The organism is Streptomyces flavofungini (genome assembly GCF_014650815.1).
Lineage (GTDB): Bacteria > Actinomycetota > Actinomycetes > Streptomycetales > Streptomycetaceae > Streptomyces > Streptomyces flavofungini.
Genome location: NZ_BMVR01000007.1, coordinates 472,322 through 490,003, shown reverse-complemented (window position 1 = coordinate 490,003; position 17,682 = coordinate 472,322). Strand labels below are relative to the sequence as shown.

General features: G+C 69.7%; 11 protein-coding genes. 4 read left to right on the top strand and 7 right to left on the bottom strand.

Annotated elements, in window-relative coordinates; translation table 11 throughout:
• Positions 1 to 39 precede the first annotated feature (39 nt).
• The 4 genes from IE274_RS21260 to IE274_RS21245 form a co-directional block, all read right to left on the bottom strand.
• Complete coding sequence (locus tag IE274_RS21260) at positions 40 to 942, bottom strand: DUF6734 family protein (protein ID WP_190117412.1); 903 nt, start codon at positions 940 to 942, stop codon at positions 40 to 42.
• A gap of 6 nt (positions 943 to 948) precedes the next feature.
• Positions 949 to 1,518 carry a hypothetical protein gene (locus IE274_RS21255; protein ID WP_190117411.1) on the bottom strand — a complete coding sequence of 190 codons (570 nt, stop codon included), beginning with the start codon at positions 1,516 to 1,518 and terminating at the stop codon, positions 949 to 951.
• A 33-nt stretch (positions 1,519 to 1,551) separates the two neighbouring features.
• Positions 1,552 to 3,465: a twitch domain-containing radical SAM protein gene (locus IE274_RS21250; protein WP_190117410.1), complete on the bottom strand. Its 1,914-nt coding sequence runs from the start codon at positions 3,463 to 3,465 to the stop codon at positions 1,552 to 1,554.
• 495 nt (positions 3,466 to 3,960) lie between these two features.
• A complete protein-coding gene (locus tag IE274_RS21245; RefSeq protein WP_190117409.1) occupies positions 3,961 to 8,184 on the bottom strand; it encodes a glycosyl hydrolase family 18 protein in 4,224 nt (1,407 codons plus the stop codon).
• 175 nt (positions 8,185 to 8,359) lie between these two features.
• Between IE274_RS21245 and IE274_RS39560 the strand changes: the two genes are divergently transcribed.
• A complete protein-coding gene (locus IE274_RS39560; protein ID WP_198897841.1) occupies positions 8,360 to 8,629 on the top strand; it encodes a hypothetical protein in 270 nt (89 codons plus the stop codon).
• Positions 8,630 to 8,729: 100 nt separating this feature from the next.
• Here the strand turns inward: IE274_RS39560 and IE274_RS21235 are convergent, their stop codons facing one another.
• The gene (locus IE274_RS21235; protein ID WP_190117408.1) at positions 8,730 to 9,401 is read right to left on the bottom strand and encodes a DUF4232 domain-containing protein; all 672 of its coding nucleotides are present in this window, start codon (positions 9,399 to 9,401) and stop codon (positions 8,730 to 8,732) included.
• Positions 9,402 to 9,834: 433 nt separating this feature from the next.
• On the opposite strand from IE274_RS21235, the gene IE274_RS21230 reads away from it, so the two are divergent.
• Positions 9,835 to 10,494, top strand: coding sequence for a class I SAM-dependent methyltransferase (locus IE274_RS21230; protein WP_190117407.1), 660 nt, complete (start codon positions 9,835 to 9,837; stop codon positions 10,492 to 10,494).
• Positions 10,495 to 10,619: 125 nt separating this feature from the next.
• On the opposite strand, the gene IE274_RS21225 is transcribed toward IE274_RS21230, so the two are convergent.
• Complete coding sequence (locus tag IE274_RS21225) at positions 10,620 to 14,516, bottom strand: CHAT domain-containing protein (RefSeq protein WP_229909697.1); 3,897 nt, start codon at positions 14,514 to 14,516, stop codon at positions 10,620 to 10,622.
• A 131-nt stretch (positions 14,517 to 14,647) separates the two neighbouring features.
• Between IE274_RS21225 and IE274_RS21220 the strand changes: the two genes are divergently transcribed.
• Complete coding sequence (locus tag IE274_RS21220) at positions 14,648 to 15,028, top strand: hypothetical protein (protein WP_190117406.1); 381 nt, start codon at positions 14,648 to 14,650, stop codon at positions 15,026 to 15,028.
• A 186-nt stretch (positions 15,029 to 15,214) separates the two neighbouring features.
• Here IE274_RS21220 and IE274_RS21215 read toward each other — a convergent pair whose 3' ends face one another.
• Positions 15,215 to 15,772, bottom strand: coding sequence for an XRE family transcriptional regulator (locus IE274_RS21215; protein ID WP_190117405.1), 558 nt, complete (start codon positions 15,770 to 15,772; stop codon positions 15,215 to 15,217).
• Positions 15,773 to 15,954: 182 nt separating this feature from the next.
• Here IE274_RS21215 and IE274_RS21210 point away from each other — a divergent pair, with 182 nt between their 5' ends.
• The gene (locus tag IE274_RS21210; protein WP_190117404.1) at positions 15,955 to 17,541 is read left to right on the top strand and encodes an MFS transporter; all 1,587 of its coding nucleotides are present in this window, start codon (positions 15,955 to 15,957) and stop codon (positions 17,539 to 17,541) included.
• The last annotated feature ends 141 nt before the right edge of the window (positions 17,542 to 17,682 follow it).

Below are 17,682 nucleotides of genomic sequence, written 5' to 3'. Positions count from 1 at the left end.
GAACCGGCGGACTGCCATGGCTCGCGGACGGCGGCTCCCTCACGACAGGTACCGCCGGACGCTGGGCATGTGACGCAGCATTCCCACGAGTTCGGGGTAGTCCTGGCGGATCCGGGCCACGCACCGCCGACAGAATGCCTCCCGGCAGTCCGGGTCGCTCTTGAGCTGGTCCTTGTAGGCCCAGACGTGGGTGACCAGCCGGTTCCTCGCTCCGTCGGCCATCGTCTCGCTGTTGAGCTCGGGCCTGGGCCAGTCGAGGAAGTAGGCCGGTCGCACCCCCAGTCTCCGCGCGCACATCGGCAGCAGCCGCTGGGCCACGAACACGTCGTGGACCGGCAGACGGCTCTCGGCCTCCCGGCGGATCGGGTTCCCCAGGATGAACTCCATCGCCTTGGCATGGAACGTCTCGGTGAGCCGGTCAGCCGCGTAGTACGTCAGCGAGGCGTTGCATGGGAGCGCCTCCCAGTCCCACTCCTCCCAGACGTAACTGGTGGGCGTGCTCAGCTCGCACCGGGGTCGGTACACACTGTGGTGCAGCGGCTCCTGGTGCAGTGCCATGAACTCCGAGGTGATCAGGGTGTCGACCGGCCCCCAGACGACGAGGTCCGTGTCCAGCGAGACGAAGGGTGCCGCCTCCGCCCGCAGGGCCGCGACGCGTCCGGCCGTCCAGAACACGTCGTGGTTGATGGTGGCGGGCAGCGACTCCAGCACGTCCGTGTCGATCCCGCCCTCCCACAGCTCCGTCATCCCGAGGCGCCGGTAGTACGCCTCCCCGACACGGTCGGTGTACAGCTTGATCGAGCCGTTGAAGCGGCGCCAGGCAGCCGCCGAGAGGATGGTCGTGAGGAGTTCGAAGTCCTCCACCTCGTACCCGGCGGGGCCCTTCAGCCGCCCCAGGTACGGCACGGACGGCACGGTCGAGTTGACGTGGATGGCCTTCATCCGGCGTCAGAGCTGCGGGCGGCCGGTGAGCCGGTTGACGACCTTCGCCAACTGGGCAAAGGCCGGACGGACACGCTCGGGAGTCATCGAGGCGCGCAGCACGAACGGGACCTGCCCCCGGTCGATCCTCATCGCCACCTCATCGCCCGCCGGGGGATCCTCGTCCTCGACGGGGAACCACAACGTGATCCGGGCGTTCGCCGACGTGATGGCGACCGAACCGACGAGCGAGTCCGGCACGTACCCCTCGTCCGCGTTCGACGGGAGCTCCATCAGGGAGGCAACGTCCAAGTGCCGTGCCAGCGCCCCCAGTTCCTCCGGGCGGACCGCCTCCGAGAACCGTTCGTCGACGTCCCTCAGCTCGTCCACATGGGTCACCTCGGCCTCGCCCCCGGAAGGGACCGAAGCCCGGAAATCGACCCGCTGCCCCGGGCAGCCGCCGGATATGTACAGGTCGAACGTCACGTCGGCGGCAGCGCCCTCTCGATCGCCCGTCGGCCCTTCGGCCAGCCGTGCGACCGCGGCCCTCATGCGCTCGACGTCGGGCCGTGTGAAGGATTCGATGGTTACCCTCATGTCGTCCTCGTCCTCGTCGTGAAGCGGTCGGGCCTAGATGAGATCCAGGCCGATCGAGAAGACCTCGGCCGCGAGCGGCGCCGAGACACAGATCCGGTTGACGTGGCGCTGCAGCGCCCCTCCGGTGTTGTTGTCCATGACCGTTCCCGTGTTGACGGGGTTCCGGTTCGGGCAGCGGGTGTCGGAGTACTCGTCCGGATTGCCGAGCATGTGGCCGAACTCGTGCGCGGCGACGTGGCCGCTGTCGGACGTGTCCCACGTCGTCATGTCGGTCTGGGCAGGGCCTTGGCGCACCCGGACGACGTGGTGCGGGCTGGAGGTCACCCACTGCACGTCAACGGTGATGACGGAACTGCCGTAGGGCCCGGCGCAGACGAAGTGGTTGCTCCACTTGTTCTCGATGCCGGTCTCCCACGTCGTACGCAGTGCCGCCATCGTGGCGGGGGTGATCCCCGCGTCGGGGTTGAGCTGGATCCGTACCGTGACAGCGGTGCAGTTCTGGAAGTACGCGGCGTTCCAAGCGAAAACGCACTCGGACACCCGGAACCTGCGCTGGCCGACGTAGGGGCAGGGGCCCGCGAGGGCCTCAGGGCCCTCGGCGGGCTCGGGGGCATGGTGCGACACGACGACTCCCTTCGCCGCCACCACATCGGGAGCGACAGGCTGGGAAGCGGATGAGGGTGAGGGTGCGGAGCTCGCCCGGGACGGCCCCGATGAGCCGGACGCACCGGACGCACCAGGCGCACCGGGCGCGAGGTATTCGCTGTACTCCGGCAGCGGATCGACGCCGTAGAACGCGTCGGTCCTCCGGGTGAGATCCAGGAACTCGGCGAAGAGGAGCGGGGAATAGGGAACCGCGTCGATCCGGTGGAGGACGTTTCGCGCGTACGCCCGGGCGTTGTTCGCCTTGAAGTCGAACGTGTCCGACGGCGTCGTCCCACCCGCGTCGCCAAGACCGAGCAGAAAGCCCTCGATTTGCTCGCGCGCCAACTGCCGCAGGTCGGGCGGGAGCGTGGAGATCCGGTGGACGGCAGGCACCGTGGCGATGTAGCTGGAAATCGAGTCGGCTTCGGCGAACTGCCCCGACAGGACCATCGTGTAGTACGCGGGCAGGTCGAACAGGTTGAGGTTGGTGATCGTGTTGTGCAGGTTCACGGTCGTGTTGGGCAGTGCCTTGATCTCGGTGAAGTGGCGGAACACATCGTCGAAGTCGCTGTGCATGCGCACGTATTCGGTGGTCCGCCGTGTCCCGTCCAGGCTGATGTTGAAATGAACGTGCTGGAATCGCGACAGGTGCGGGCGGATGTCGACCTTTCCTGAGGTCAGCGTGGAACCGTTCGAGATGATCTCCACGGACACGTCGTTCGACAGCTCGTTCAGCACGTCCAGGAATCGGGGCTCGTTGATGGGGTTGCCGCCGTGGAACGTGACGATGCGAATCGGGTTCGCCCGGATGAAGCTGATGACCTTGTCGATGTCATTGCGCCGGTACCCGACCGGCTCCACGCCCAGCATGCGGTGTCGGTCGGAATTCAGCCGGGTGCTGAGCTTGTCGAAGCACATCCGGCAGCTGTACGTGCAGAGGTTGCTGAGGGCGATCAACAAGTACTGCGTCCGACTGACGTCGCCGGTCGTCTCGTCGTACGCCTCTTCGGCATCCCGCCAGTCGAATTTCTCCTGGTAGTAGTTGTGGACGGTCGGCTGACGCGTTGCCTCGTCGAGGCATGCCCGGCAGCCCTCCGGCACCTCACCGCGCAGGAACTGCCGACGGGCGCTACGCATCTTCTCGCTGTTGACCAGCCCGGACACGTCGTCGACCAGGCCCAACCGACCGGCCTGCGGCCCTTTGTCCTCACAGCAGATGATCGACTCGCCGTCGGCCCAGATGGCCAGCGAGACGAAGGGGGCGATGCAGAGCGGAGTCCTGGTCTCGGGCTTCTGACTCATCACGGCTCCCGACGGGTAGCAGATGAAGAACGTCAGCGGTCGGCCGCGGAAACCGAACCAGCCTCGTCGGACGGCATTCTCCCGGAGGGATAGGAGAGTCCGCCATGGGGAATAAGTGCCCACAGATGAAGACCAGCCATACCGCGCGCCACAAGAACGAGCAGATTTCGCTACTTAACTCGTGGCCAGCGCCGGGGAGACGACTGTTCTCGCACCCCACTCTCTGAACTCTCGGATCTGCAATGCGCAATTTTCACGTCCGGAATGGCTTGTTTCCTGTTCGGGAACGCTGGGAACGGGAGTGCCATTCGGGTGATGTGGCTATCGTGACGCGGTGGACCGTGGCGCCCGCGGAGCAAGCGCGGGCGCCACGGTCCGGTGGGGACTCGTCTCTCGAAGTCCATCGCATCCCCTGAGCCGGGGTGTTGCGACGACCACGGGAACTCAGGCCCCGGCGGGGCTCACACCCCAGGAACCCAGGACCTCAGGGCAGCATCAGCTCGCCCGCCCCAACTTCCGCCAGGGAAATATCTCCTTCCCCTGGCTGTCCCGCTCCGAAGTGCCCGGTTCGACGGTCGTGTACCAGGACGCCGCCCAGTACGACCCCTTCCAGGAGACGTAGGCGCCGGTAGCCGGATCGGCGGTGTTGCCGCTCCACAGGTGGGTGTTGGGAGTCGTGGCGCCGAAGGCGGCCTCGACGTCCTTGCCGCCGGCCGAGCGGAGGGTGAACAGCTTGCCGTGGGCGGGGGTGGAGGGGGAGCCCTCCGACCCCGTCGCCGGGTCGATGGGGATGAAGTGCCAGCGCTGGGCCTCCGAGGAGGCGCAGTCGGCGGTCTTGATGTCCTCGCGGGCGCCGGTCGCGGTCAGGCACTTGCCGGCGTTGGTGAGGGTGTACCAGCCGTTCCCGGCGCTGCGGGGGGTCCAGAGCTGGTTGGGATTGTCGGGCTGCGGCTCCACCAGGTGGGCGCGGTTCTCGCCGGGGTGGTGGTCCATCAGGTTGCCCTGGTACTCGAACTGCCAGCCCTTGTCGCCCTTGTCCCAGGCCGCGAAGGTCCGGCCGACCGTCCTGCCGTGCGCGGAGCCCCGCTGCCACTCCGGGGCGCCACACTCCTTGGCGTCACCGGTGTCCGGCTCGACCGTCCGTACGCCCTTGCGGTCGTCCTGGACGGAGCCGTACGTGTGGTCGCCGGTCGACACGGTGACGTTCGCGGGGCCGGTCACCGGCAGGTAGTACTTGAGGCCGATGTCGTGGGACTTGCCGGGCGCGATGGCCTCGCAGAAGCCGAGTTTCAGCGTCACGCGGTGGAAGTCCGCCTTCAGGCCGCCCACGTTGGGCCCGGAGCGGCCGGGTTTCACCGCGTCCTTCAGCTCCGACCAGCCGTCGTCCTTGAGCAGCGGGGACGTGGACGTGGGCAGGTCGAAGGAGATCTCGGTGCCGGTGCCGAGGGTGCGGCTGGTGTTGTTGGTGATGCGCAGCTTCGGCTGGATCGGCCACAGGTCGCCCTCGGCCGTCGGGTAGTCGACGAACTCGGCGGAGACGTCCACGACTTCGTCGGGGAGGGGAGTGTCACCGGCACGTTCCGTCTTGTAGCCCCCGGAGCCGTGCAGCGCCCCGTCCAGGCGGCTGGTGACGTCGTACCCCATGCCGTACTCGCCATTGGCCCGCTTGGTGTAGTCGCCCGCCAGCTCCCACAGCATGACGCCGCCGATGCCGTTGTCCTTCACGTACTGCGCCTTGGCGTCGATCGAGGCGTCGTTCTCCGTGGAGAGGAACACCTTCTTCTCGGCGTTCCACAGCCACGACGCCTTGAGCGTGTCGTCGTACTTCTCCGTGTACGTGCCCTTGAGCTTCCCGGACTCCTTGTCGGTGTCGACGTAGGAGGGGAGGTAGCCGGGGGTGATGCCGTCCTGGAGGTTCCGGGCGTGCCACAGGGGGTTGGAGCCGGAGGCGACCTCCTCGCCCCGGGTGCCGAGGTCGTGCCAGACGTTGTCGATGCCCTCGGCGCCGTGGCCGCAGTCGGCCTTCTCGCCGGTGCCGGGCTGGCAGGCGCCCTGGTCGGGGAGGGACGAGGTGCCCCACAGACCGTCCGTGCCGCCGGAAACGTTCTGCCAGCCGCGGGTGTAGTAGGGGACACCGAGGTTGATGCGGCCGGGCGGCAGCGCGCCCCGGTGGTAGCGGTACGACCAGTCGACGTTGAAGTAGCCGGTCTTGTCGAACTCCTTCTCGTCGTAGACCTTCGCGGCGGCCAGCTCGGCGTCCCTGCCGTCGTCGTACAGGGGCGCCTGCGGTCCGACGTACTTGTTCCAGGAGCCGTGCAGGTCGTACGACATGACGTTGACGAAGTCCTGGTACTGGAGGGCCTGGCCCGCGTCGTAGCCGCGTACCAGATAGCCGGAGGCGGAGCCCGCCGAGGTGAGGAGGTAGTAGCGGTCCTTGTCGGCGCCCGCGCGGTCCAGCTTCTCGCGCAGGGTCTTCATCAGCGCGTTGTAACCGGCCTGGAGGCCCTTGCGGCGCCCGTTGGACAGCTCCCAGTCGGCCGGGTTGCCGCTGTCGGGCAGCGCGGTCGGGTACTCGTAGTCGATGTCGACGCCGTCGAAGCCGTACCGGTCGAGGAAGCCCGTCACCGAGTCGGCGAACGTGTCGATGCCCGCCTGATTGACGGAGCCGTCGGCGTGGGTGGCCATGGTGTAGAAGTTCTTCGTCTCGGCCCACCCGCCGACCGAGATCAACGTCTTCACCTGCGGATGCTTCTTCTTGTAGCGGTTGAGGAGGTTGAAGTGGCCCCGGTACGGGAGCGAGTCGTCCATCTCGGCCCCGCGCACACCCGGCCAGGTCATTCCGGTCGCCGGGTTCTTCGGGTCGTCCGTGTCACCGACGGAGATCTTGTTGCCGCCGTCGACGCTCGCGAAGGCGTAGTTGACGTGCGACACCTTCGACCAGGGAATGTTCTTCGCCAGATAGCGCGGATCGCCCTTGGCACCGGTGCGCCAGCCGGTGAAGTAGCCGACGACCCGCTTGTCGTGCCCGTTGCCGCCGAGCCACTCGCGCCCGTCGTCGCCGTACACCCTGCAGTACGGGGTGTCGACGTCCTTCGTCGCGGCGAGCCCCTCGGGGCGGCACCGCTCGTGCGGGCCGGACGTGGAGGGCTTGGCGGAGCGGTCGTCGGTGGCGTTGTCCATGGGGTCACCGGCGCCACCCGTGGACGGCGGGGTCTCGGGGGTGCCGCCCATGCCGGGGGTGTCGCCGTGGTAGGTGTACTGGTTCAAGGCCTTGACGGCGGCCATGGGGTCGCCGTCCTTGTACTGGTCGACCGCGAGGAAGTTCGGCTTCTTGCGCGCGGCGGGCGTGCAGAAGCGCTCGGCGCGGTCCTGGAGCTTCTCGTTGTCGGTGCGGTAGGTGGGATCCATCGGGGCGTCCCGGAAGTGGTTCATCACGTACAGGCGCCGGAAGTTCTTGTCCTCCTTGAGGAGCGGAGCCGCCCACCGGCTGTAGCAGCTCCAGTCGCTGTTGCCGAGACCCGGCCCCATCGACCAGTAGTTCTGTACGATCCAGTCTTCCTCGAACATGAACCCCAGCTTGTTCTTGCCGTAGTCCTGCCCCTGGGCCTGCCGGTCGCCGGTGAACAGGAGCAGGCGCTTGCCGGAGTCGACCATGGACTTGACGGTCGGCCAGCCCTTCTCCTTCACGTCCTCGACGTCGGGCCGGAAGACCATCTTGGCCGCGTCGGTGCCGGGGGCGAGGTCGTCGCCGAGCTCCTTCTCCAACTGCTCCGCGGTCGTGTAGTCCTCAAGGAAGATGGTGACGACGGCCTCCTTGTCCTCCCGCATGTAGGCGATGATGTCCTCGAAGATCTTGGAGAACGTCACGGTCGAGCTGACTTCGCCGCCCAGGCAGCTGCCGTGACACATGCGCACGCGCCCGTTGGCGTAGTGCCCGTCGAGCATCACCGACCGCGCGCCGTCCCGGAGTTGACGTTCCACCGAGTGCGGCTGGTTGGGAAACCCGAGCGGCGGCGAGTCCTCCGAGTTGAAGAACGCGTTGTGCGTCGTCAGGAACGTCATGTCGTCGAGTGTCGGATCCGACGGCATCGGCGACTTCGGCGGTTTGATCGGCGTGATGTACCAGTTCTGCTTCTCGGCGTCCGGGTCGGAAGTGTCCACCCAGACCGAGGAGTCGTTCTTTGGCCCGCCCCACAGCCTGCGGTCCGAGCCCGGTACGTGGATGCGGTACCGATCACCCTTGTCGTGCCGGAATTCCCAGTTGGTCTTCTCGGCGTCACAGGGACCGATGCGGATCCTGGGACCCATGGCGTGCTCCCACTCGGTCACGCACTGTCCGTCCCGGTCCGGGTTCTTGATCTTGTACGTGCCGTCGGCGTTCCGGGTGAACTCCCACTGCTGTTGGTCCTCGTCACCCTTGGGGCGGTGGGTGGCGACCGGGTTGTCGGTCGCCGACATGTGGTAGCCGCTGGAGGCGTTCTGGATGTAGAACTTCCCGTCGGTCGGCGGTCCTTCGTCGGCCGCCGCGGCGGCCTCCGTGCCCGCCGTCGCCGACGGAGCCCCCGCCCCGCCGGTCGCCTTCGCCGCCGGTGGCCGCGGCTTCTCGGGGCGGTCTGGTCTGGTGGGCCCTTCCGGGCCGTCCGCCGCGACCGCGGGGGTCGCGAGCAGGGCGAAGGCCAGTGCCGCGCACCAGGCAGCCGCCGTGCGTCTCTTACGCACAGGGATGCTCCCTTCTTCTTGCCGGTCTTCTTGCCGATTCCGGGCGCGGACGCGCCCGTGGTGAAGACTCGCGAGGAGCGATCCTTTATTGATCAACGTCCTATGAACGCCGCGGCGAAGCCCGGTTACGCCGCAGAGCAGCGTCACCGGACATCGGCTCCTGACGGCTGTTCAGATGGCGAGGTCGGCGAGCCTGCTCGAAGTCACCCCGACCAGCCGCGCCGCACTGCGCAGGATGCAGGCGGCCTACACCCACCTGGCACTGCGCACCACCGAAGGCCTCGACTCGGAAAGGCTCGGCCTCGCACGCGAGACCCTCAGCGAACTGCAGCGCCGCCTCGAATCCGAACTACCCGGACCCGCCGGGTGGCGCGGCAGGACCTGGTGGCGACCGGCGGCTGGCGCCACGGCGTCCCCGCCCAACACCCGGCCGACGAGCCGGTGAGGACCTGGGTGCGGGCCGCCTGGCCAGGAGAGGAACTGCGTCGGCGTGACCTCGCGCACGTGCACCAGGGCGTCAAACCACTCCTTGAGCGAGCCGCCCGTCATACAGTGTTCGGCGTCGTGCGCCGGGTCGTAGCCGGGGACGACCATCCGGGTCCGGGCCGGAGCGTCACGCCAAGCAGCGACCTCGGGCGGGGCGTGACCTGGAGGTTGGTCGGGCTCGCGAGGCCGTCGCCGCTGCCGTCGATGTCGTAGGAGAGGTTGAAGACAGCGGCGTCGCCGGGCTTCAGGGTGGTGACGCGCGGCTGGGCGTGGCCGCGCTCGATGGGGTTCGAGGTGTTGTCGGTGTCCTTGATGTCGACGCCCGCGAAGCCCGTCGCCGAGCAGGTGGTCGAGCCCCGGTTGATCATGGTGATGTCTATCCTGCCGGTGGCCTCGTCGGGCGCGGCATCCGCAGCGTCGATCGCCAGGTCCGCCGTCTTGCAGAACGCGACCTTGCCGTCGGTCTTCGTCTCGCCGTTCGCGGTACCGGCGCGGTCTTCGGTGCCCTCGCCAGAACCGGACTTCGCGTTGCCGGCCTCCGAGCCGTCGGAGCCCGAGCCGCCCTCCGGCTTCGAGCCGTCCGAGGACGAAGAAGAGGACGAGGAGCCCGAAGAGGAAGACGAAGAGCCCTTGGAGGACGAGTCCTTGCCGGAGTTGTCGCCACAGGCGGTGAGCGAGAGGGTGGCGGCAAGGCCCATGGCGGCGAGTGCGGTGACGCGGGTGTGCTTCATGGTGTTCCCCCAGAGGTAGCGCGGCGCGTGCGGTCGGGAGTATTTGTATCCCGCACCGAGTTACAGGTGGTGCTCCGCGGTGTCTGCGTTCTGTCACGGGCGTGCGGCCTGGCCCGCGCCACCTGCGCCAGCCGGTCCATGACGGTGCGCTCGGCCCGCCGGGCGGACCAAGCAGCGCGGCCAGGCGTCCAGGACGTTCATGAACGTCGCAGCGCGGTCAGGCGTCCAGGACGTTCTTGGACGTCAACGCACGGGCGACGCAGTAGTCGTAACACCGCGCGGACGACGTCGACGGACCGGTCGACAGCGGCCGAGGCTCGGCCGTGCACAACGCTCCTCGTCCATCCGTGCAGCACGCTGGTCGATTCCCGCACGGAGGAGGCTTGTCATGTCCTGCCCTTCAGGCTGCGGGCCCTTCACTAGAGTCGCCCGCATGCCTGATCTCTCCCACCTCGCAGCCGTCCAGGAGTCGTACGACACTGTCGCTTCGGACTACTTCGACCAGGTGAAGCCGCCGGCGGAGCTGGATCCGCTGTCGCGAGGGATGCTGAACGTCTTCGCCGAGGTCGTGCGAACGGCCGGCCTCGGGCCCGTCGCCGACCTGGGATGCGGGCCCGGAAGAGTCACGGCCTACCTTGCCGGGCGGCAAGTGCCGGCGTTCGGCATAGACCTGTCGCCCGCCATGGTCGAGCTGGCCCGTGGGGCCCACCCGGATCTGCGTTTCAGTGTCGGCTCGATGACCTCGCTCCCGATCGAGGACGACCGGCTCGGCGGCATCCTCGCGTATTACTCCACCCACCACACCCCACCGGCGTTGCTGCCCGTGGTGTTCGGCGAGTTCCACCGCACCCTCGCGCCGGGAGGCTGTTTGATGCTGGCCGGCCATGTGGGGCCCGACCAGCACCTGCGTCCCACCCGGGCATACGGCGGTCATCCGGTGTCCTACGCGTCCTACCTGCTGCCGCCTGATCGGATTGCCGAGCTGCTGAAGCAGGTGGGGTTCGGCCTCACCGCCCGTCTGGTCGAGGAACCCCGCGAAGGGACCGAGAGGGCTTTCGCCACCTTCCTTGCCCACAAGCCCGAACGGCCATGAGGTTCGCATCCGTTCGCGGTGGCCCTGCTACTTCCCCGTGGGCCGCTGAAGCTGTCCGAGTAGGTCACGGTTCTGCGGCTGCTGCCGTTGGGCCAGCCCGGTGCGGCGGGATCCGCCCCGCCCTCTCACCGCGCCGCCGGATTCCCCTGGTGGGTGAAGGCCGCCCAGTGCTGGAGGTGGTGGAGGTCGGGGCGGGTGGCCTCGTGGCGGAGGAGGCCGTCGAGGGTGGACGGGGGCTTGCGGTGCGGGTTGAGCATCCACAACTGGGCGGCGCGCAGGGCGTCCGGCGGGGCCAGTCCGCCCGCGGTGAGGTGGTGGTGGAAGACCGCCATCATCACGGAGGCCGGGCCGTCGCGCACCGCCCAGCGGGACCCCACGACATCGGCGGCACCGCCCGTGACCAGTGCGGTGGCGAGGGTCAGCGCCTCGTCGTGGTGGCGCGTGCTCAGGTCGGTCTCGCAGGCGCTGAGCACGACCAGTGGGCCCGCCGCGTCCGGTCGGCGCCCCGCGGCGCCGTCGAGGATCGCGGCCACGGTGAGCCGTCCCGCGCCCTCCCCCGCGCCGGGCGGACTCGCCAGCCACAGCGCGGAGTCGGTGGGGCGCGGCGCGGCAAGGGCGTGGCAGGACAGGTGGACCACGGACGCCGGGGACGCACCACCGGGCAGCACGGCGAGCAGTTCCGCCGGTGTGCCCTCGGCGTCGCGTACCTCGTCAGTGGTGAGGAACTCACCGTAGCGGAGCGCCTCGGGGTAGCAGACGGACCGCAGGGCCGCCGTCTCCACCGCTGCCCAGGGCAGGGTCAGTTCCGGGTCGGCGACGAGGACCTGCCGCCCGGTGGCAGGAGCCATCCGGCGCCGTGCGGCCGCGGCCAGGAACTGGGCGCCGGACGGGGCGTAACTGAGGACGGCCTCGTGACAGGCGTACCGGTGGCTGTGCTCGCCGAGGCCGCGGATGCGCGCGGCGTGCCACGGTACGACGCCGAGCCGACCGCAGGGCACCAGCACGATCCGCGGTGGCGGGGCCAGTGGCCCCTGGGCGGCAAGGGCCGGACGTACGGCCGTGAGCACCGGTTCCATGGCTGACCGCCAGGCCCACTCGCACAGGGTGCTCAGCGCGTCCTGCCAGTGCCTCTCGCAGGTGGCACGCCGCGACGGGGCCGCGTCCGGGTCGGTGAGCGCCCGGGAGCGTTCCGCCGCCGCGTCGAGGTATCGCTCCAGGGGCGCGCTGCCCGGGGCCATCAACGTGGGCAGAGGAAGCGCGGTCGGACCTGCGTCCGGGCGCAGGATCAGCGCGTAGCCGGGGAGCGGGCCGTTGGGCAGGGGCATGCCGGGTACCAGATAGACCAACGCGTCGGTGTCCGTGGCGGCGAGGCCGGCGGCCAGCTCGGTCACATCCGTCGCGCCCACCAACTGCCGGACACTCGGCCCTTCTTGAGCGCCGGGGCCGACGCCCAGCGCGGTCAGTGCCTTGCGCCGCAGGCCGCTGGGGATCGATGGATCGTCGGGCGACAGGGGTGGTGGGCCCTTGTCGGGTACGGGTGATGTCTCCCCGGCAGGCGCGGCTGGTGCGTCCTCGGTAGGCCGGGGCGGCGGAGCGCCGTCGGTCCTGGGCCGGAGCCGGCCTGTGGGGACCTGGGCGCGCCACTGCCGGGCCAGTTCGGTGTGGCCGGCGGCGTCGAGGAGTTCGGGGATGCCTCGGGACGCGGCAGCGGCCTGAAGCACCAGGGCCCGCCCCTTCTCCAGGTCGGCCACCGCGTCGGCGGGACGCCGGGTGCGGAAGGCGACGAACGCCAGCCGCCGCGCCAGTACGGCGCCGCTGAGGGCCGCGGACAACCCGTGGTCGGCGCCGATCTGGAGCAGGACGTCGGCGGCCAGTTCGCCCAGCGCCTCGCGGGTGAACTCCACGAACGCCGTTCTGTCGGCGTCGGCGTGCGGGCCGCCCTGCGCGGCGCGCACGATGTGGGCCTCGGCCAGCTTCGCCAGGACGTCCACGCGGTGTGCTCTGCCACGCCCCTGGACGAGCAGCGCGCGGGCTCGGGTCAGCTCGGTGATGGCTTCGTCCAGCAGTGCCGGGGGTTCCTCGCCGCCCAGCACGGCGAGGAGCAGCCGCAGGCCGAGCGCGGCGCGCCGGTCGTACTCGTGCTCGCGATACGACTCCGGATCGTCAAGATCGCGGCGCATCTCGGCGATCGGGCGGTTCGATACGTCAGGTAAATCCGGCACGTCTGGCACATCCGGCTCGGAGCCCTCAAGGCCGATGCCTTCTGGCTCACTGATGTGCTCGGGTCTCCCGGCCGCTGCGGGCACCCGTCGTCCGGTGGCCTGGTTCGCCTGCGCGCCGAGTTTGCCGAGCCGGCTCAGCCGCTCCGCCAGCTTCCCGCGCCAACTGCTGTCCGGCGGCAGGGCCGCGTACCGGCCACGGAGCTCCTCGCGCAGGCGTGGTAGTGCCTCGTGCTCTTCGCTGCGCCGCGCGTGGTCCAACTCGCGGTCGGCGGCGGAGAGCGCGAGTTCGAGGGCGAACGGGGCGTCGGCGGGCACCGAGCCGTCGCGTTCCAGGGCGGCGCGCAGATCACGCAGCGTGGCCAGGGAGACTTCGGCGTCGTACAGATTGCCGCCGGCCGTGGCGGCGTGCTCCAGTACCTCGCCCAGTTCCGCCCGCAGGGTCAGGGCCCACCAGGAGCCGGTGGAGCTCGCGTCGACGGCCTCCCTGAGCAGGATGGCGGCGTCCTCCAGATAGCCCGGATCACCGGTCCGCTGCGCCAGCCGAAGGTCGAAGGTGGCCACCATGTGGCGCTCGCGAATGCCGAGATGGGCGACGAAATCACGTAGCGGGCCGTCGGGATGAGGGATCACCCCGGGGTCCACGGTGAGGCCGATCGGCCAGTCCTCGAAGCGGTCGCGGCTGTCGCCGTCCGGTTCCGGCGTGGGTCGCTCCACGGTGTTGAAGTCGACCGGTCCTGGCGTCAGGATCTCCAACGCGACCAGTAGGTAGGCGTGCAGCCTCGCGACCCGGGCCCGCTCGGGCGCCTCGGCCGGCAACGCGCGGCGGGCCTTCAGCGCCAGGTCGGCGGCCCGGCGCACGCCGTCGGCGCCCGATTCCCTGCCGAGGGCCGCCTGGCGCAGCAGGGGTGCGGCTTCCGGGACCAGACCCAGAACCTCCGCCAAGTCGCTGTCACGCCCGGACGACAACGTGGTGACCAGGCTGAGAAGTACGCGCGTGAACTGCCGGGTGCTGCACGAGCCCGCCAGAACCACCAGACCGCGGACGGCGTCGAACAGCGCGGCCTCCGCACCGGCTACGGGGACGGTGGAGGAGCCGGACCCGTCCGGATCCGAGCCGGAGGAAGCGGACCCAGGGGCGAGCATCTGCTCGATGTCCCGTTTGATGTCCGCGGTCCGTCGGCGGAACTTCTGGCTGACCGGTGCCTCGGCGATGCGGTCGACCACCTCTCCGGCCTCGGTGAGGTCCCGGCGCAACGCCTCCGTCAGTACCCGTTCGTCGGCCACGGCGAGCAGCGCGTCCAGCAGAGCCGTGCGGGTGCCGTCGGTACGGGGCAGGGCCCAGGGCACGAGCAGGAAGACCAGCATCATGCGGGCCTCGACCGCGAGCTGATCGGTGAGCGACCCCTTGCGGTTCGCCCACCGCAGCCGCCGTAGCGCCTCCGCCCGCACCTCGGCTTCGGACGCCGCGGTCTCACGCTTGACCAGACAGTACGCGCCGAGCAGCAGGCCCAGGTGCACGAAGACGTGGGAGAAACTCTCGTCGTTCGCCTTCAACTCGGCCTCGACTGCGAACAGTCGCTCTCCCGTCCGCACCAATTCCTCCACGGCCGACCCCGCACCGTCGGGGTCGTCCAGCAGTCGTCGGACCTCGAGAACGGCGTCGTCAGCGCGCTCCCGCAGCTCCGCCCGCCTGTCGTCGTCTCCCCGCCCGCCCTTGTCGGCCATCGGATCCCCCGTCGTGCCGTCTGCCTCGTCTCCGTACGTCAGGGCCGCCGCCCCGCCACCAAGGGTCGCAATCATGCACCCTGCGGGGGCAGTTGAACTGCCATGCCCCCGGTGGCCAAGCCGGGTACGGAGCCGTGACGTCATGCCGCCGATCCTGTCGGGCAAGGGGGGATCCCTGGGGCGCCGAACGCCAGTAGCGTTCCAGCATGACGTCAGCGACGCCCCGGTTTCCGCCGTATCCGATCCGCGGTGTGCGCGTGCTGCATCAGAAGCAGAACTGCGCGCCGCACTTCGCGGAGATAGCAGTGGATTTCGAGCCCGCGGCCGAGGGCTTCGCCTTCGAGGTAGCCCAAGGGCTGACGGTGGAGTACGAACCTGCCGAGGACCTGCCCCGTTTCTTCGCGGCTGTCGCGGCGGGGATCGAGGAGCAACTCGGTTTGCCCGAGCACGGAGTCGTGACCGCCACTCGCGTGGTGCTGCGGCGCGCCCGCGCCGACAGGTTCGGCTCCCACGAACTGGCGTTCAAGATCGCGGGCTTTCTCGCCGCCCGTAAGGCCTTGGCGTGGACGCGGATGTCGCGCCCCTGAGCGGTCCCCCTCGCGACGACGCGGCCGCGGTCCCGCGCCGGTGGGGATTCCGGCGGGGCCGACGCCTTCGCCATGATCACCGCAGTCATCCGGGCAGTGTTACGGGGCGTGGATCAAGCCCCGACGGCCCTGCGGTACCTGGCACAGATTCACTCCGCGCGGCGGCTTGGCTCTGACGTCGTTCCGCTACGCCGGGTGGCCGCGGCGGGCGTCGCGGTCGAAGATCCCCAAGATCTCGCAAGGGCCGCCCTCAGCGCCGATGGCGTGCGGCAGCATCGTGGGGAACTCCGCCGCCTGGTTGGTCTCGACGCGCAGGCGACGCTCGCCCAACAGGAGGGTCGCGGTGCCGGACAAGACCACCAGCCATTCGCGGCCCGGGTGGGCGCGCATGCGTGCGGGGTTGTGCGGGGGCGGGTCGGTGATGCGCTGACGTACGACGGTCATTCCGGGGTCGGACCTGACGGGCCAGCGCATCAGGCTGTGCGTGTTGTCGATCATCGGGCTGATGATCACGTCGTCGGAGGCGGTCTCCACGAGCTGGTCCAGAGAGGTGTCCAGGGCACGGGCGAGCGTGACGAGGCTGTCCAGGGCCAAGCGACGCTGACCGTTCTCGATTCGGCTGAGTGTCGACTGACTGAGCCTGGCACGGGTGGCCAGCTCCTCCAGGGACCATCCCTGCGCCACCCGCAGAGCGCGGATGCGTTTGCGTACCAGGCTGTCCAGCCCGTCATCATTTTGCGTCATACGCAAGATGCTATGCCGCCCAGGCAAGGCGTGGCTAACGTCGTCCGCACCTAGACCGCACCCGGCCACCGCCGACACCCGAGCCGCCAGGCGCGAGAGCACCCACGTTCCGCCCCTGCCCCGGCCCACGCACGGTGACGGCCCGGTGCCCCGTCCCCCACCCCCCCTGCCGAGAGGTACTCATGAGCACACACCAGCCCGCGCCCGCACCAGCCGCCCCATCCGACTCCGCCCACAGCCCGGGCACGCTGGACGCACGTCAGCTGCGCTCCATCCTGACCGCCGTCTGCGTCGCGTTGATGGCCGTCATCGCCTCGGTGTCCGGGCTGAACGTCGCCCAACCCGACCTGGCCGTCGAGTTCAACGCCTCACAGAGCACGATCTTGTGGATCATCAACATCTACACCCTCACCCTGGCCGCGCTCCTGCTGCCGCTCGGCGCGCTCGGTGACCGGCTGGGCCGCAAGCCCGTACTGATCACCGGCCTCGTCCTCTTCGGTGCCGCCAGTGCGGCGGCGGGCCTGGCCCCGTCGGTCGAGGTCATGCTCGGCGCCCGCCTGCTCAGCGGCGTGGGCGCGGCCATGATCATGCCAGTCACCCTCGCTGTGATCACCTCCGTCTTCCCCGCGGAGGAGCGCGGACGCGCCATCGGTGTGTGGACCGGCGTGGCCGGCGCGGGCGGGATCCTGGGCATGTTCCTCTCGGCCGCGCTCGTGGACGTGGCGAACTGGCGCTACCTGTTCGTCCTGCCCGTCGTGCTGGTCCTCGCGGCGCTCGCCATGACCGTGCGGTCGGTGCCCAACTCCCGCGAGCACCACGGGCACTCTTTCGACACCGTCGGCGCCCTCAGCTCCGCAGTCGCCGTGGCCGGCCTCATCTTCGTCCTCCAGGAGGGCCCTGAGCGCGGCTGGAGCGAGCCCGCCGTCCTCTTCGGTTTGGCCGCCGGGCTCGTCGCCACCGTCTTCTTCATCGTGTGGGAACTGCGCCGCCGGGACGCCGCGTTGCTGGACGTCCGTCTCTTCCGCGAGCGCGGCCTGGCTGGCGGCTCGATAGCGCTGCTGACCGTGTTCGGTGTGCAGGCCGGCATCTTCGTCGTCCTGTTCCCGTTCTTCCAGGCCGTGCTCGGCTGGTCGGGGCTGTTGTCCACACTCGCGCTGATGCCCATGGCCGCGGCCATGATGGCCGCCTCCGCACTGGCCCCCCTACTGGCCGTCCGGATCGGAGCACGCCTGACCATGGCGGCGGGCATCCTCCTGGCCGGTGCCGGACTGGCGCTGATGGCCGCCCTCGTCTCGGCCGACGGCGGCTACCTGTCCATCCTCCCCGGCATGTTGGCCATGGGCATCGGTATGGGCCTGACGATGACACCGTCCACCGAGGCCATCACCAGTTCCCTGCCGCGCGAACGGCAAGGCGTCGCCTCGGCGCTCAACGACGTCACCCGCGAGTTCGGTACCGCGCTCGGCGTCGCCCTGCTCGGCGCTCTCGTCACGGCCGGCTACCAGAACGCCATCGACACCAAACTCCACGGCGTGCCTCAGGACTCCGCCGGCGCCGCACACGAGGGCATCGCCAACGCGGCCGAAGCCGCCCACACCGCCGGTCCCCACGCCGAGGCCCTCGTCCACGCCGCCCAGCAGTCCTTCATCACCGGCTGGCAGCATGCCATGTGGGCAGGTACCGCCATCATGGCCGTCCTGTTCGCCTACGTCCTGACCCGAGGCCGCCTGGCCGGGTCATCCGACCACGGCAGTTCTCACGTGCGGTGACGGAGTCCGAGCGTCGCTCACCGACGGGAGCAGTTCCCACGACGCCCGGGCCGAGGTCTGCGGCCACAGCACGTCTCGGGGTGGGCGTCACGGGGACGCTCGCCGAATGGGAATCGCCGCGCCTCTACGCGAGCGACGCCA

Excerpts from the sequence above, each read along its gene's own strand:
- IE274_RS21250 (WP_190117410.1), bottom strand. The coding sequence starts at position 3,465 with ATGAGTCAGAAGCCCGAGACCAGGACTCCGCTCTGCATCGCCCCCTTC.
- IE274_RS21225 (WP_229909697.1), bottom strand. The coding sequence starts at position 14,516 with ATGATTGCGACCCTTGGTGGCGGGGCGGCGGCCCTGACGTACGGAGAC.
- IE274_RS21255 (WP_190117411.1), bottom strand. The coding sequence starts at position 1,518 with ATGAGGGTAACCATCGAATCCTTCACACGGCCCGACGTCGAGCGCATG.
- IE274_RS21260 (WP_190117412.1), bottom strand. The coding sequence starts at position 942 with ATGAAGGCCATCCACGTCAACTCGACCGTGCCGTCCGTGCCGTACCTG.
- IE274_RS21210 (WP_190117404.1), top strand. The coding sequence starts at position 15,955 with ATGAGCACACACCAGCCCGCGCCCGCACCAGCCGCCCCATCCGACTCC.
- IE274_RS39560 (WP_198897841.1), top strand. The coding sequence starts at position 8,360 with ATGGCGAGGTCGGCGAGCCTGCTCGAAGTCACCCCGACCAGCCGCGCC.
- IE274_RS21215 (WP_190117405.1), bottom strand. The coding sequence starts at position 15,772 with ATGACGCAAAATGATGACGGGCTGGACAGCCTGGTACGCAAACGCATC.
- IE274_RS21235 (WP_190117408.1), bottom strand. The coding sequence starts at position 9,401 with ATGAAGCACACCCGCGTCACCGCACTCGCCGCCATGGGCCTTGCCGCC.
- IE274_RS21230 (WP_190117407.1), top strand. The coding sequence starts at position 9,835 with ATGCCTGATCTCTCCCACCTCGCAGCCGTCCAGGAGTCGTACGACACT.
- IE274_RS21220 (WP_190117406.1), top strand. The coding sequence starts at position 14,648 with ATGACGTCAGCGACGCCCCGGTTTCCGCCGTATCCGATCCGCGGTGTG.